Annotated in this window: 10 protein-coding genes; 7 read left to right on the top strand and 3 right to left on the bottom strand. The window is 66.9% G+C overall.

Annotated elements, in window-relative coordinates; genetic code table 11:
• Positions 1 to 42: 42 nt before the first annotated feature.
• On the bottom strand, positions 43 to 3,264 hold the full coding sequence (locus tag AC3ISA_RS07730; protein WP_489180013.1) for an intermembrane phospholipid transport protein YdbH family protein: 3,222 nt from the start codon (positions 3,262 to 3,264) through the stop codon (positions 43 to 45).
• A gap of 318 nt (positions 3,265 to 3,582) precedes the next feature.
• On the opposite strand from AC3ISA_RS07730, the gene AC3ISA_RS07725 reads away from it, so the two are divergent.
• On the top strand, positions 3,583 to 4,938 hold the full coding sequence (locus AC3ISA_RS07725; RefSeq protein ID WP_489180012.1) for a M23 family metallopeptidase: 1,356 nt from the start codon (positions 3,583 to 3,585) through the stop codon (positions 4,936 to 4,938).
• Between the two features lie 5 nt (positions 4,939 to 4,943).
• On the opposite strand, the gene AC3ISA_RS07720 is transcribed toward AC3ISA_RS07725, so the two are convergent.
• On the bottom strand, positions 4,944 to 6,611 hold the full coding sequence (locus tag AC3ISA_RS07720) for a TadG family pilus assembly protein (RefSeq protein ID WP_489180011.1): 1,668 nt from the start codon (positions 6,609 to 6,611) through the stop codon (positions 4,944 to 4,946).
• Entirely contained in the window at positions 6,608 to 6,976 is a 369-nt protein-coding gene (locus AC3ISA_RS07715) for a TadE/TadG family type IV pilus assembly protein (protein WP_489180010.1), read from the bottom strand. The genes AC3ISA_RS07720 and AC3ISA_RS07715 overlap by 4 nt, the downstream gene beginning before the upstream one ends.
• A gap of 643 nt (positions 6,977 to 7,619) precedes the next feature.
• On the opposite strand from AC3ISA_RS07715, the gene AC3ISA_RS07710 reads away from it, so the two are divergent.
• From AC3ISA_RS07710 to AC3ISA_RS07685, 6 genes are all read left to right on the top strand, one after another.
• Positions 7,620 to 8,117: a hypothetical protein gene (locus tag AC3ISA_RS07710; RefSeq protein ID WP_489180009.1), complete on the top strand. Its 498-nt coding sequence runs from the start codon at positions 7,620 to 7,622 to the stop codon at positions 8,115 to 8,117.
• 256 nt (positions 8,118 to 8,373) lie between these two features.
• Complete coding sequence (locus tag AC3ISA_RS07705; RefSeq protein WP_489180008.1) at positions 8,374 to 9,153, top strand: hypothetical protein; 780 nt, start codon at positions 8,374 to 8,376, stop codon at positions 9,151 to 9,153.
• A gap of 74 nt (positions 9,154 to 9,227) precedes the next feature.
• Positions 9,228 to 9,971 (top strand): hypothetical protein, encoded by a 744-nt coding sequence (locus AC3ISA_RS07700; protein WP_489180007.1) that lies wholly within the window; start codon positions 9,228 to 9,230, stop codon positions 9,969 to 9,971.
• A 183-nt stretch (positions 9,972 to 10,154) separates the two neighbouring features.
• Positions 10,155 to 11,012 carry a fimbrial biogenesis chaperone gene (locus tag AC3ISA_RS07695; protein ID WP_489180006.1) on the top strand — a complete coding sequence of 286 codons (858 nt, stop codon included), beginning with the start codon at positions 10,155 to 10,157 and terminating at the stop codon, positions 11,010 to 11,012.
• Entirely contained in the window at positions 11,009 to 13,699 is a 2,691-nt protein-coding gene (locus tag AC3ISA_RS07690) for a fimbria/pilus outer membrane usher protein (RefSeq protein WP_489180005.1), read from the top strand. Before AC3ISA_RS07695 ends, AC3ISA_RS07690 begins: the two co-directional genes overlap by 4 nt.
• A gap of 31 nt (positions 13,700 to 13,730) precedes the next feature.
• On the top strand, positions 13,731 to 14,648 hold the full coding sequence (locus AC3ISA_RS07685; RefSeq protein ID WP_489180004.1) for a hypothetical protein: 918 nt from the start codon (positions 13,731 to 13,733) through the stop codon (positions 14,646 to 14,648).
• Positions 14,649 to 14,713: the final 65 nt, after the last annotated feature.

Raw genomic sequence — 14,713 nt, 5'->3', positions numbered from 1 at the left:
TAATAGCACGTCGCCAAGTGAACGCGCGCTGAATGGTGAAGTTCAATCGGCAGGAGCCGGCGTCGGGTCCGGCTCTTGCTGGCCTTGCCGGGCGCGATTGACCGCCAGCAGATCCGAGATCAGCTGGTTGGCGTTCAGGGTCGTGTCCAGCGTCAGGTCGATCTGGGTGTTCGACGGCAGGGGCAGTTTGCGGTTGAGGAACTGGCGGCTGATCAGCTCGGCGATCGTCAGGCGAAGCTCCTGGCGCTGGGGCGGATCGTGGCGGCCACGAATGTGGAACAGCACCGAGACCCGGCCGCCGTCCATACTGTTCACATCGGCGCTGAGCACGTCGAAGGACAGGTCCTCCATCGCCTGATAGGCCAGATCCTCGACCATGCCGGAGGGCAGTTCCTCGCCGCCGCCGCCCGCATTGACGTCGGTCAGGACCTCGCGCTTGATCGACAGCCGGCCCGGCTGGACCGCGCCCAGTGTCCCGGCGGTGATCCGCAGGCCTGTCTTGGGGTCCATGATGAAGGGCAGACGACCCGAGACCACGGCGTCCAGCTTGACCTTGTCGTCGAAGCCGGTGTCGGCGACGATGTCGCCCAGCTGCACCCGGTCCAGCACGATGACGCCGCTGTAGGGCTGGGTCGCGTCCAGCGGGACCGTGAAGGGCTCGACCGAGACCGTCCCGCCGCCGGCGACGACCTGAGCGCCGTCGATCAGCACGCCCGCTTCGTTGACGGAGAAGGTCACGTCCAGGGCCGTGACCGCCGTGCCGACCGCCAGACTGTCAGCCGTCAACTTCTGGTTCGGGGCGGTGATCAGGGGGGTCAGGCTGCTGAAGACCACGTCGCCGCGCAGGCCCTTGACCGCGCCGGCCGGGCTGACGAAGTCCAGGCCCGGCGTGACCAGCCGCCCGCTGGAGGTCGGCTCGGCCTCCTTGGTCCAGTCGAACCGGCCGTCGAAGCTGACGGAGCCATTCACCGGCGACGCGAGGAAGTCAGCGGCCAGGGGGCTGAGCATCGCCGGCTGAAGGCCGTGTTCGGCGAAGGTCACATTGGGGGCGGTGATGACGATGCCGCCCGAACCCGTGCGGCCATCGTGCGCCAGGGTCAGGCGGCCTAGCGTATGCGCCGCCGCCTCGCCCGTGCCCTTCAGATCAAAGGCGCCGCTCCAGCGTTCTTTGGCCAGGGTCGCCTGGCCGGTGGCGGCCAGGGGTTCGAACCGCGTGGGGGTCAGGGCGTCTATGGCGCGGGCGGTCGTGACGTTCGCCGTCAGGCCGACGCCGGCCTTGGTTCCATCGACCGTGACCCGGCCCGAGGCGTCGGCGAACCGCATGCCCAGGAAGGGCGCCTGGGCAGAGACCTGGTCAAAGGCGCCGACGACGCGCCAGACGCCGTCCTTGGATGTCAGCAACGGACCGCCGGCGGGGCACAGTTTCCCGGCGACCTGATGCACGTCGTTCTCGTCCAGCTCCAGCCGCTCGACCGTCAGATCCACGCAGTCCGGGGTCGCATAGGTCAGCCGGCCGTCGGCCATGGCCAGGACGCCGCGCGTCCGGGCGTCGATGCCGCGCGCCAGGTCGAAATCCAGACGGGCCCGGCCGTCCAGCGTGGCCTCGAAGCCGGTCTCGGTCAGGCGCCAGTTCGGCACGGCGACGGTCATCTCCGGCAGGCCCTTGCCGCGCGTCGCGGTGACGTTCAGCGCGCCGCCGCCCGGTCGTCCCGGCTCGGCCTGATAGGCGCCCTCGCCTGCCTGGGCCACCGTCAGGACGCCGCCGTTGGCGGGGGTCAGGGTCACGGGGCGCGCCAGGGCGACCGTGGTTCCGGCCGTGCCGGTCGCGAAACGGATCGCCGGGGCGTTCAGGGCGAAGCTTCCCAACGCCCGCTTCATCTCGGCCAGCTCGGCGATGTCGTCGGGACCGACCGGGCCGAACAGGGGCCAGGCGCCGTCGGCGGCGCGCAGGGATCCATCGGCGCCGATCTGGATCACGCCGTCGCTGACGACATCCAGATCCAGGTCGGCGCGGCCGCGCTTCAAGGCGAAGTCGCCGAAGCCGAAGCGGTCGAAGGTCGCGCTCACCGGGCCGGTCGCCTCGAAGGCCGCATCCTTGCCGCCGAAGGTCAGGGCGCGCGAGGTCAGCGACAGGCGGCTGACATTCGTCTGACCCATCCGGCCCGAGGCGGCCGTCAGGGACAGGGGCGCCTCAACGCTCCAGCGCAGGGCGTCGTCGCGCGAGACGGTCAGTTTGGCGTTCTGCGCCGTCGCCGCGACATCGGCGATGCGCAGGTCCGCGCCCTGGACCGCCGCCGCCTTCAATGCGGTCGTCGTGGCGCCCTCCAGCCGGAAGGTCTCGATCCAGCCGGAGACGACGCCGTCGAACTGGGCCGTCACGTCGGCGTTACGCGCGCCGACGGTTTCGGTCCCCAGGCTCGCGCCGGTCAGGCGGGCGTCCAGAACCACCCGGCCGTCGCCGCGCCGGGTCTTCAGATCGGGATAGGGAAGGTCGCCGGTCAGGGTCAGATTGGGCCCCTGCCCTCGCGCGGCGGGCGTGGTGAAGGCGTCGGCCGCCGCCAGCAGGCGCAGCGCCACCCGATCGCCCGTGGTGGTCAGGTCCAGCGTCGCGGACAGACCCCGCGCCTCGACCTCGCCGCTCTTCAGCGCCGCCGTGGGCAGGCGCGCCGCCAGCCGCATCAGCTTGCCGTCGTCGATCCGGGCGTCGGCCAGGATCTCGACCGGCCCATATTCGGTGTCCAGCCGCCCGCGACCGCCCTCGATTATGACCAGAGGACTGCGCGAATCCGGGCGCGGCGGGCCGCCGGTGAACTCCTTGACCAGCGGGTCCAGCGAACCCAGCGACAGCTTTCCGCCCTTCCAGCTGGCGCGCACCACCGGCCGGACCAGACGAATGCGGCTGGGCGTGACGCCCAGGCCGGTCCTGGACCACGGAAGGGCGAGCGCGTAATCGACCTCGGCCCGCTCGACCACGACATCGGGATTCTTGGGATCGCCGATGCGGATGCGGCCGACGAAGCCGTCGATCTCGACCCGCTCGACCTCGACATCGGCCTGGATGCCGCGCTGGTCCAGCCAGCCGACCAGAACGTCACGCGCCACTGCGCGCCGGTTGAGATAGAGGACGGCTGCCGCCACGCCGAGCAGCAGCGCCAGGATCAGCACCCCAACAGCAACAGCGCGCAGGACGCGGCGACGCGGCTTTGCCGTGGGTGACTGGCCCTTGGGCGTTGGGGCGGAGGTCTGGGCGGGGGTGTCGGTCAAGCGGATCGATCGCGGGATTGAAACAGGTCGCCGACCACCTTCGTCATCCTGACCCCAAGCACAAGATCAAAGCGTGACCGCCGGCGTTCGGCGGGCGTTCCTTGGCGGTGAAGCTGGGCGATAAAGGGGCATCGTGCGAGTCGAAGCCTGGCTGCGCGTTGCGGTTTGTGATGCGCATGTTAACCGTTTGTAACAGTCTGTCTTCCCAAACTGAGACAGAACAGGTATAGGACCGCCCTCGCGCCATGGGCGATCGGCGCGATCTTCGAGAACGAGTAACGCTTTGGCGCCGCAGGCGTCGCAATACGACGGGGACCGATGGCTCAGTTCGACCCACGCCGCCAGCCGATGCGGCTCGCGCCGCACATGCTTACTGCAGTCGCGGCAATCTCGGTGGCGATGCTCGCCGGTAGAGCCTATCAACCCGCTCAGGCCGAAGAAGTTCCCGCGCTGACCTCGGCCCAGATGGCCGCCATGGAAGCCCAGGCCTTCGCCTCCGCCAACGCGCCCGCCGGCATGACCGCGCCCGAGGCCGTCAACGTCCAGATTCGCCGCGGCGAAACCTTCGAGCAGGCCGTCGCCCGCACCGGCGTCGCGCCGGAAGAAGCCAGCGCCGTCGCCGCCACCGTCGCCAACGCCTTCGATTTAGCCGACCTGCGCGCCGGCCTGAAGTTCGAGACCGCCATCGCCAAGCCGCGTGACGGCCGGGGCGACGCCCGTCTGATCGGCCTGACCATGCGCACCGGCCCGGCGTCCCAGCTGACCGTGTCGCGCAGCTTTGACGGCGCCCTTCGCCTGCGTTCGCTGGAAGAAAAAGTCACCCACGAGACCGTGGTGCTGAAGGGCGACGTCGAGCGGTCCCTCTCCGCCAGCGCCCGCGAACTGGGCGCCACCGCCACCATCGTGCGTTCCGCCAGCCGCCTGTTCGCCACCAAGTTCGACATGCAGCGCGACATCCGCTCGTCGGACGAGTTTACCATGGTCTTCGACCGTGAAGTGACCGAGGCCGGCCGCACCGTGGACGTGGGCGACCTGATGTACGCCGAACTGCGCGGCGTCACCTTCTATCGCTTCAAGCCGGCCGGCGCGAAAGACGCCCAGTTTTTCGACGCCAACGGCAAGAACCTGCGCTCTGCCATGATGCGCACGCCGCTGCAGAACTTCCGCCGGGTGTCCTCGGGCTTCGGCTTCCGCACCCACCCGATCTCGGGCTACAAGAAGATGCACCAGGGCATCGACTTCGCCGCCGGAACCGGCACGCCGATCGTCTCCCCCGCCGACGGCGTGGTGGTCGAGGCCCGCCGCTGGGGCGGCTATGGCAACTGGCTGCGCATCCGGCACAACAACGGCCTCGAAAGCGGCTACGGCCACCTGTCGCGCTATGGGTCGAGCATCCGCGCCGGCCAGCGGGTCAGCCAGGGCCAGATCGTCGCCTATGTCGGTTCGACCGGCGCCTCGACCGGCCCGCACCTGCACTATGAACTGTGGCGCGGCGGCCAGCGGATCAATCCCGCCGGCGTGCGCACCCAGGAAGGCACCGAACTGGCCGGCGCCGACCTGACCGCCTTCCGCGCCGAAAAGGCCCGCATCGACCGCATCATCGCCTCGGGCGGTCAGAAGCGCCCGGCGGTGCAGCAGGCCTCGGCCGAGGGCCTGCGCCCCGCGCACGGCTGATTTCTTCAGCCGACCAGACGGGGCGTCGACCGGCCTTCGCTCGGGCATGACAGGCCGTGAACCGCCACGTCGGCCTCGCCCAGCCTGAGCCCCAGCACGTCCAGCACCGGGTTCAGAACGCCGTCCAGCACCGGGCCCAGCGGTTCAAGCAGCCGGCCCAGAGCCTTGGTCAGATCGCCGAGGCCAAGCCCCAGTCCGACCACGTTCACATCCACGTTCAGCCGCCCCAACAGGCTGGACACCAGGCCGCTGGCGAAGCTGCGCGAGGCCACGGTCTTGATCCGCTGCGCCTCGATGTCGGCGGCGTCGAACCTCAGGGGTTTGAAGCCTGGATCGGCCGCCTCCATGTCGGCCTTGCCGGTGATGCCGACCAGACCCAGGGCCGACAGCAGGGTGGCGGGGCGCGGCGACAGGCCCGTCTTGAAATCGTCCAGCTTCGTCTCGTCCACGACGCCGATCGAAGCGCGCGCCAGGCCCGGCCGCACCTCGACCTCGACCGACCGCGCGGGATCGCAGGACAGGGATTTCAGCCGCGCCTCGGACGCCGCCAGCTCGACCAGGATCGGCAGCTCGACCTTCGCCAGACCCGACAGGGCCTGGGCCGTCCGTGCACGGACATAGAGCCGCGCCTGGGCCGTGCGGATGATCGGCTGGCCGTTCGCCGTCACCGTCAGCCAGGGCGAACGGTTGGGCCGTTCGCCGATGGCCAGGCTGGTCTTCAGATCGGCCAGGCCGGCGGGCACGCCCAGGTTCAGCGCGATCTGGCGGTCCCCGCCCCCGACCTCCAGCATCGCCATGGCCAGGTCCATGGCCGAGACGGACGCATCCAGCCCCTCGCGGATCCCTTGCGGCGACTGGGCCTCTACGCCGATCAGATCGCCCAGCTTCACCTTCGTTCCGACCGAGGCCGAGGCCAGCCGGCCCAGGACGCCGCCGTCGTCTCCGCCCGCGAGGCGTTCCAGCACCTTCAGCGCCCGGCCGGCATCGACATCGGTCGCCAGCAGCCGGTCGTAGTCCCCGATCTCGATGTCCAGATCCGTCGCCAGGGCGTCGGTGAAACCCAGCAGATTGACGTCCAGGTCCGCCAGCCGACGATAGTCCATGAGGCTGAGCGAGACCTTTGAGCCGGTCAGGCCGCTCAGCACCTGGTTCGCCACCCCGCCGTCCAGCCGCGCCAGGCGAGAGCCGATGGAGAACATCGCCTTGGGCGGGGCGCCGGTCGAGGCCGAGGCCGTCGCGCGCCGCGTCACACGCACCTGATCCCGGCCCAGCAGAAGGCGACTGAAGAACAGGGGCGCGCGGCTGGTCACCTGAACCCGCACGGCGTTGGGCGTCTCGCCGCCCGCCGTGAACCGCGCGTCGCGCGCCTTGGCCGGGTCCGGCGCATAGACGCCGAGCGTGGTCGCCACCGTCACGGACACGTCGGGCGCGACATTGGCCTCGACCGTCGCAGAGGACGCCTGGCGCACGACAGCCTCGCCCCGCGACAGGTTCTGAACCGCCGACAGGGCCGCCAGATCCGCCGCCCCCTGGACCCGTCGTGTGTGCAGCACCAGCACGCCCAGATCGATGGTCACGGCCGTGACGATGCACAGCACGCCCCCCGCGACGGCCGCGATCACGGCGACCGCCCCGCGCCGATCCGCGCCGAAGCGTTTACGCCAGGCGCTCACGAGTAGTCCCCCACATGGATCACCGCCGAGCGCCGGATGACGACCGGCGGACGCGGCAGCATGCCCCCCAGCGCCATGACCAGGCTGTCGCCGGAATCATAGACCACCACGACCCGCAGCCGCCCGGCCTCCTCCGCCACCTCGATCGTCATCCTATCGGGATCCAGCGCCACGCCCCGCACGGCCGCCGTCACCTCGCGCCGCGCCAGCCCGTCGCGCTCGACCGCATCCAGCCCGCCCACCGCCGCCCGCGCGCCTTCCGACGCCAGGGCCTGAACCGACTGGGCCATCAGGAACCAGCCGCCATAGACGACGATGGCGATCAGCAGCAGCACCAGGATCGGCCCCACCAACGCAAACTCCACCGCCGCCGCGCCTTCGCGCCGGGACCTAGCCTGAGAGATGGAGCCGTGCCTGCCCATGACGACCTCGATAAACTCGCTCAGGTTGTATCCGCGGTGCGGTTAAAGGTTCGTGTGGCCGAAGTAGCTGGGCCGATTGGCGCCAACCGAAGCGCATTTCTCGTCTCCAAGCGTCAAGGCAGACAACAGCATCATCCGTCAACGTGATCGCTAGCGGTTCTCAACTGTATCATATTGGCACACGTAGGGCAGATCTCTATCGCGGCCTTGCCCTTAGGACACGCCGGGGGCGCCCTCATGATGAGATGCATGGAGGCGGAGTCGCGAGGTTCTGGAGAAGGCTGAACGACCCGCGCCCTATGGTTGAATGCCGACACAGCAAGGGCTTGACGGTGCGAGTCGCAGAATTCGTTGCGTAAAGCCGATCTTAGGCGTAGAGCGGCGCTGTTAACGATTTGTTAACCAAGGCTTGCTTGCCGCCGAACGTATCGATTCGGGATGGCATGACTCTTGGAGGGGGTGAGGCGATCCGTCGGGGCTGGCGGACCGTCCTCTGGGCGGAAATGGGGTTGGGGAAATGAACGGTAGAACATTGCGACTCCGCGCGTATCGACGCGCCTGCTTCGTGCTGGGAGCGACCGCGCTGATGGTCGCCGCATCCTCGGCTTCGGCGAAGCCGGCCGTCGACAACCTCGACGTGGGCAAGACCCTGAACGTCACCGTCACCGGCCAGATCGTTCCGCGCTGTGAGATCCAGGGCGGCGGCGACATCGATTTCGGCGAACTGACGGGCGGCGAGCGCGCCACGGCCCTGTTCGGATTCAACTGCAATGTTCCGTTCGACCTAGGCGTCACCTCGGCGCGCGGCGGCCTGGCCCATGTCACCAAGCCGCAAGGCGAGGGGCCGTTTTCGGGCGTCCTGCCCTACGACGTAACCTTGACCGTGCCGACCCTGCGCCCCGCGCCGCGGATGGTGCAGGCCAGTTTCAGCAGCACCGACCACACCGGGATGCTGAGCAGCGGCGACGGCATCGCCGCGGGTGGCGGCAAGATCGAGTTTCGGACCCGTCAACCCGCGGGCGCGGGTCTTTTGGCTGGGCAGTACACGGAAACCCTGACGGTGACAGTAACGCCACGCGTCTGAAGGATTTCGTACAGCATTCGTTCCTTCACTGAAGAATTGTTGGTTTACTTCAATGAGCGCGAATAGGCTTTTGCTTGAGTTGAGTAAAAGTAGTGTTATCGCCTTAGAGGCGAATAGTTGCGTAATCATAGCTAACAACGTTTTTTACTGTTGACGGACTTGTTAAGGAAGCGTTAAGTCCATCCCGATCGGACGGGGAGGGACTGCCGCCTCGATCGACTATTTTTCGCGAAATCATTCGCTTGGAGAGACTGAAATGAAGAAGTTCGCTTCCCTGATGGCTGGCGCTGCTGCGCTGGCTCTGATCGCCGCCCCCGCCATGGCCGACACCGTCTATCAAGGTTCGGTGACCACCAACACGACGGTCAACATCCCGTTCATCGGCCCGGTGAACCTTCAGAACACCACAAACAACACGGCTGCCGTTCTGGTCGCTGACCTGCTGAACCCCGGCCTGAACAGCAGCACTTCGCTGATCACCATCTCGGGCAGCTCGGCCGCGAACAACGGCACGGCTTCGAACGCTGACGGCGCGACCTTCACCCTGAAGGGCGCTGTGTCGACGGACTGCGCCTACTACACCGGCAACGCCTCGACCACGATCGACTTCGGCACCATCGGCATCTACGCCTCGGACGACACCGGCCCGGCCAACGCCTTCGACATGACCGCGCCCGCCAACGTCACGATCGACACCAACCTGGCCGGCTGCAACACCTCGAACACCGTCACCGTGTCCAAGAACGACATCCGTGGCCTGGTGAACAACTCGGGCGCCGGTTACGACTCCAACGTCTTCCAGGCCAGCCTGCCTTACTCGGTCACCGGCACCTACACCGCCGGCGCCGTCGGCTCCACGGCCGCCGCGACCAACGGCAACTGGATCAACCTGGCCGCCAACGCCAACTCCACCAGCGCCAGCCACGGCGCCTGGAAGTCGGCCATGGCCCTGAACGTGAACATCCCCGTTCCGTCGAAGTCGCTGCTCGCCGGCGCCTACGAAGGCCAACTGAGCGTCAACATCCAAGCCTTCTGATCCTCAGAACGACTTGAGACCAAAGGGCGTCGGCATATCGCCGGCGCCCGCTTCTCCTTCCAAGGAACACTACTGTGAAGCTTCAAGCTCTTCTCGCCGGCGTCGCCGCTCTGGCTCTGGCCTCGGCTGCTCAAGCGGGCACCATCAACAAGGGTCAACAGACGATCGGCGGTACGACCTATACCGTTCCGACCGCTCAGTTCACGCCGGCTCAAAATCTGGCCAATGCCCAGAACGGAAACTCTGCGACGTCGTCGTGGCACGTTGTCGGTCGCTCGTTCGACAACAACGGCACGGCTTCGAACGCTGACGGCGCGACCTTCACCCTGAAGGGCGCTGTGTCGACGGACTGCGCCTACTACACCGGCAACGCCTCGACCACGATCGACTTCGGCACCATCGGCATCTACGCCTCGGACGACACCGGCCCGGCCAACGCCTTCGACATGACCGCGCCCGCCAACGTCACGATCGACACCAACCTGGCCGGCTGCAACACCTCGAACACCGTCACCGTGTCCAAGAACGACATCCGTGGCCTGGTGAACAACTCGGGCGCCGGCTACGACTCCAACGTCTTCCAGGCCAGCCTGCCTTACTCGGTCACCGGTTCGTACACCGCCGGCGCCGTCGGCTCCACGGCCGCCGCGACCAACGGCAACTGGATCAACCTGGCCGCCAACGCCAACTCCACCAGCGCCAGCCACGGCGCCTGGAAGTCGGCCATGGCCCTGAACGTGAACATCCCCGTTCCGTCGAAGTCGCTGCTCGCCGGCGCCTACGAAGGCCAACTGAGCGTCAACATCCAAGCCTTCTGATCTTCAGAACGACTTGAGAAATGCGACAGGGGGGGTCTTCGCGCCCCCCTGTTTGCGTTTCAGTCACCATTGTTACGCCATGCTTAGGGAAATCTGGCGCGGCGCTTGCAGCAACCTTGGCGCGACGGCTCGCGACGGGATTCTCAAGCCGACGCCAGATCGGTTTTCGGGGGAAGTACAAGCATGTTTTCATCGCTCAGCGTCCGCAAGGGCCGGCCGATCGCCATGGCGATCTTTACGCTGGTCGCTGTGGTCCTTCTCATGGCTGTCGCTGGGGCGGCATGGGCCATGCGGGTGTCGCCCATGGTGTCCGAACTGACCACGACGGGCGCCGGTTCGGCCGCCCGGATCGAGGTCGGCAACGTCGGCGCCGTGGCGCTGCCGTTCGAGACCCGCATCACGCGGATGGACATCGACGCCGACGGCAATGTGACCGAGACAGACGCGGACGACGACTTCCTGGTCTTCCCGCCGCAAGGCCTGGTGCCGGTCAACGGTCGTCAGGTGGTGCGGGTTCAGTGGATCGGCGATCCGAAGATCGATACCTCGCACGCCTACTATCTGTGGGTTCGCCAGCTTCCCATCGCCACCGATCCGACCGCCACGCCCGAAAGCGGCGGCGCAGTCTCTGTCCAGGTCCTTTATACCATGAAGGCGTTGATCGTGGTCGCGCCTCCCGGCGCCGAGCCCAAGATCGAGGTCGTCTCGGTCACGCCCGCCATGGTCAGCCCGCCGGCGCCCGAAATCGATCCCAGCCTGGCGAATGGCCAGACCATCGCTCCGCCTCCTGCGGAGCCAGGCATCGAGGTCGTCGTCTCCAATACCGGCAAACGCTACGCCCTGATGAGCGGCGCCACCTGGATCGTTGAGGGCACCGACACCGCCGGCCAGCCCTTCCGTCGTGAATATGAAGGCGGCGAAATCTCCAAGACTGTCGGCGTTGGCTATCTGGCGCCCGGCGGCGGCAAGCGGACGTTCAAACTTCCGACTGGCACTGCCCTGGATCCCGCCAAACCCGTGACGTTGCGGTTCGGACGATGAGAGCGCTGGGGGGCGTCTCGGTTTTCGCATTGGCCTGGGGGCTGGCCTGCGTACCGGAATCGACGGCAGCGGCCGCCGCACGCGCCGCAAACGCGGCCTATGTCCAGGCTGCCGAGAGCGCTCAAGCCACGACGGCGGCGCTCAACCAGGCAAGCTTGATGGCTGTCGAGGCCGCCGTGTCGGCCATGCAGGCGGCGCAGGAAGCGGTCCAAACGCCGGCTCCGACGCCGGAGCCCGGCGCGCCCACGCAATCGGCCACACCTGTCGTGACGCCGCCCGCGCCGCGCGAGCGCCGTGACATCAATCCCTACGACCGCGACATCCCCATGACGGTGCCGCTGAACTTCAACAGCCGCGTGCTGGGCGAACTGCCGGTCGTTCTGACGCGCGATGACCGTTTCATCGTGGATACGGCGGGCTTCAAGACCCTGATCGATCCGCTGCTGACGCCTGAGGCCCAGGCGGAACTTGCGGCGCGGCTGCAAGGCATCACCTCGTTCGCGCCGGAAGAGATCAACGATACCGGAATTCAGCTCGACTACGATCCAGAACAACTGGCCGTGCTGGTGCTGCGGATCGATCCGACAAAGCGCACGGTGGAATCGCTGTTTCGCGGCGGCAAGCCTGAGCAGCCGGGCCAGGCGCCTGAAGCGTTCAGCGCCTATCTGAACAGCAACCTCTCGATCCAGCGCCGTGAATCGACGGGCGACATCAGTGCGCCCAGCGTCTTCCTAAACGGCGCGGTGCGATACAAGAGGCTGGTGTTCGAAGCCGACGTCCAGGGTCGGGAGGATCTGTTCACCGGCGATTATAATGTCCAGCGGCGCTATGCTCGCTTCGTCTTCGACCAGCCGGAAGATTTCCGCCGCTGGTATCTGGGTGATCTGGAGCCCGAAATTCGCGGCCGTCAGGGCTTCTCGCAGCTGGGCGGCGTCGGCGTGGCGCGCCAGCGCATGCGCTTCGACTCTTTCCGCAACAATGTCCTGGCGGGTGGTCGTCAGCTGGTGTTGCAGGAATCCTCGACGATCCGCGTGCTGAGGAATGGTGTCTTCGTGCGCGAGTTCCGTCTCGATCCGGGCCAGTACGACCTGACCAACCTGCCGCTGGAAACGGGTTCGAACGATATCCAGCTTGAGATTCAGAACGATTCCGGGCGCGCCGAGACGGTCGCCTACAGCGCCTATCTGGACGCCATCGAACTGGAACCGGGCGACTACGAATACGGGGCCTATTTCGGCGCGATCAATGACGGCGTCTTCGGCTCGCCTGACTATTCCGAAGGGCGTTTGGCCTTCACCGGCTTCTGGCGCAAGGCGTTCGAAAACCGCCCGGCCGTCGGTATCGGCTTCCAGGCGTCGCAAGACGCCCAGACACTGTCTGGCCAGAGCCAGATCATCCTGCGCAACGGCGCGCGGGTGCGTCTGGACGCCGCCGCCAGCAACGGCGATCCCGGCGCCGGTTACGCCTTCGCACTGGGCTATGACCACGTCGTCGACTTGGGCGAGACCTTCGACAGCTGGACCGTGGTCGCGGACTTCACCTCGGAAGACTTCGCCTCCATCGGCAATCCGACTGGCCAGAACCCCACGTCATGGGTCTTCTCCGGCGGCTATTCCCATCAGTTTTCGCAGTACTGGCTAGCCAACGTCAGCGCCTCCTATCGGATGAGCCGTAGCGATCTGATCGACGATTCCTATTCGGTCAACGCCACCACCACCTATCGTTTCGCCCCGGAATGGAGCGCACAGGTCGGAGTGGAATATTCCGACTTCGGAGCCAGCTTCGGCGGCTTCCAGTCCGGCGGATTCGGCGCGACCTTCGCCCTGATCTGGCAGCCTCGTTACGACCGTCGTGTCGAAGGGCGCTACAACTCGGCCCGCAACAGCGGCAGCGTGCGAGCGCAGCAGTCGAGCGAAAACCGCGTGGGATCCTACGGCTATTCGCTGGCCTCGACCTATGACGACGGACCGGCGACTCTTTCGGGCCAGGTCGACTATGTCGGCAATCGCTTCGACGCCAGCCTGAGTCATACCGCCTTTGGCCAGGACTTCTCCAACATCACCCAGGAGCAGGTCACGAACCTGAGGTTCGGCTCTTCGATTTCGACCACCGGCGGCAAGGTCGCCGTGGGTCGCAACATCTACGACAGCTTCGCCATCGTCTATCCGCACAAGAGCATCGACGACCATCCGGTCATCGTCGGCGACAGCTTCGAGGGCGGTCACTATACCGGCCGCAGCGGTCTGCTGGGCGGGGCCGTCGCCAACAACCTGAGCGCCTACGTCAATCAGTCGGTGCGTTATGACGTTCTGGATGCGCCGCTGGGCTACAACATCGGCGACGGCATCGCGCGCGTCCGCCCGACCTACAAGAGCGGATACGCCATTCAGGTCGGCAGCGCCAAGTTCGTCAGCGCCCTGGGTCGCCTGATCGGAAACGCCAACCGTCCCGTCGCCCTGATCTCCGGTCGCGTCCGTCCGGTGGATGATCCGAACGCCGAGCCCGAACTGTTCTTCACCAACTCGGTCGGACGGTTCGCCATCCAGAATCTGGAGCCGGGCAAGCGCTATCGCGTTGAACTGTTCTCCTCGCCCGCACTGGGCTTCGAGTTCACCGTACCTGAAGACAACGAGGGTCTGCTCGACTTGCAGATCATCACCGTGCCGCTCGATATTCCAGAAGCCTGAAGCCCCAGAGATTGAAGCCGAGGAGGCTGAAATGTCCCATAATCGTACACCCGCTCTGCTCTTGGCGGCCGCCGCCGCTGCGACCGCGACGCTGATAGCGGCTGCGCCCAGCCAGGCTCAGACCAGCGGTTGCCGCCTAGTAATCGAATCCGGCGCCGACCAATGGATGATGCGCTACGAGCCGTTCGATCAGGACGTCGCGCTTCAGGAATTCGATGTCGCCGTCGTGAACCAGGGCGATGGCCCTTGCGCCGCCGTCAGCCGGGTCGAGTTGCGGGGCGAGCCGTTCGGGCTGACCAACGAGGCCGGCGCCCAGCGGATGCCCTACGCCCTTGTCGACGAGCGCGGCGGCGCGGATGTGACGCCTCGCGCGGGCCAGAGCGCGCGTCGTGTCGGCGTGCGGCCTCTGAATCTGGCGCCTGGGGAGCGCGGGCTGATGCGGTTCTCCTTCACCGCAGCGCCATCAGAAGCCCTGTCGGCGGGCCTGTATTCTCAGAGCGCCTTCATCAATCTCGAAACCACCGACGGCCAGCCGCTGGCCGAAAAACCTGTCACGCTGAGCCTGCAGGTGCCATCGGCCGCCGTCATGGGTCTGAAAGGCGAGTTTCGTCGTAGCGGCGGCATGCCCACGATCGACCTGGGCGAACTGACCCGGGGCGTGCGCCAACTGCGCACCACCCTGTATGTGCTGAGCACGGCCGGATACAGCGTGTCCGTGGCGTCGCAGAACCGCGGGCGACTGCGTCAGGGAACCAGCGAATGGTATGTGCCCTATGGCCTGGCGCTGGGCGATCGCGACATGGATCTGTCGCGCGGCGGGCGGGTGGACGTGGTGTCGCGACGCGCGCGTCTGGACGACTACCCGCTGACGATCAATGTCGGCAGCACGGTCGGAAAACGGGCCGGGGACTATTCCGACATCCTGACCTTCACCGTCGCCGCCCTCTGAGGTCGCCGCAAACGGATCGAGGCGGGGGACGCCATGCGTCCCCCGCCTCGAAGAATTCCAATAAT

It is taken from the genome of Brevundimonas sp. KH_058 (genome assembly GCF_057838505.1).
This window is presented reverse-complemented; position numbering and strand designations above follow the sequence as displayed.

Bases quoted from the DNA above. Each gene is read 5' to 3' on its own strand.
- AC3ISA_RS07725 (WP_489180012.1), top strand. From the start codon at position 3,583: ATGGCTCAGTTCGACCCACGCCGCCAGCCGATGCGGCTCGCGCCGCAC.
- AC3ISA_RS07710 (WP_489180009.1), top strand. From the start codon at position 7,620: ATGGTCGCCGCATCCTCGGCTTCGGCGAAGCCGGCCGTCGACAACCTC.
- AC3ISA_RS07690 (WP_489180005.1), top strand. From the start codon at position 11,009: ATGAGAGCGCTGGGGGGCGTCTCGGTTTTCGCATTGGCCTGGGGGCTG.
- AC3ISA_RS07685 (WP_489180004.1), top strand. From the start codon at position 13,731: ATGTCCCATAATCGTACACCCGCTCTGCTCTTGGCGGCCGCCGCCGCT.
- AC3ISA_RS07705 (WP_489180008.1), top strand. From the start codon at position 8,374: ATGAAGAAGTTCGCTTCCCTGATGGCTGGCGCTGCTGCGCTGGCTCTG.
- AC3ISA_RS07695 (WP_489180006.1), top strand. From the start codon at position 10,155: ATGTTTTCATCGCTCAGCGTCCGCAAGGGCCGGCCGATCGCCATGGCG.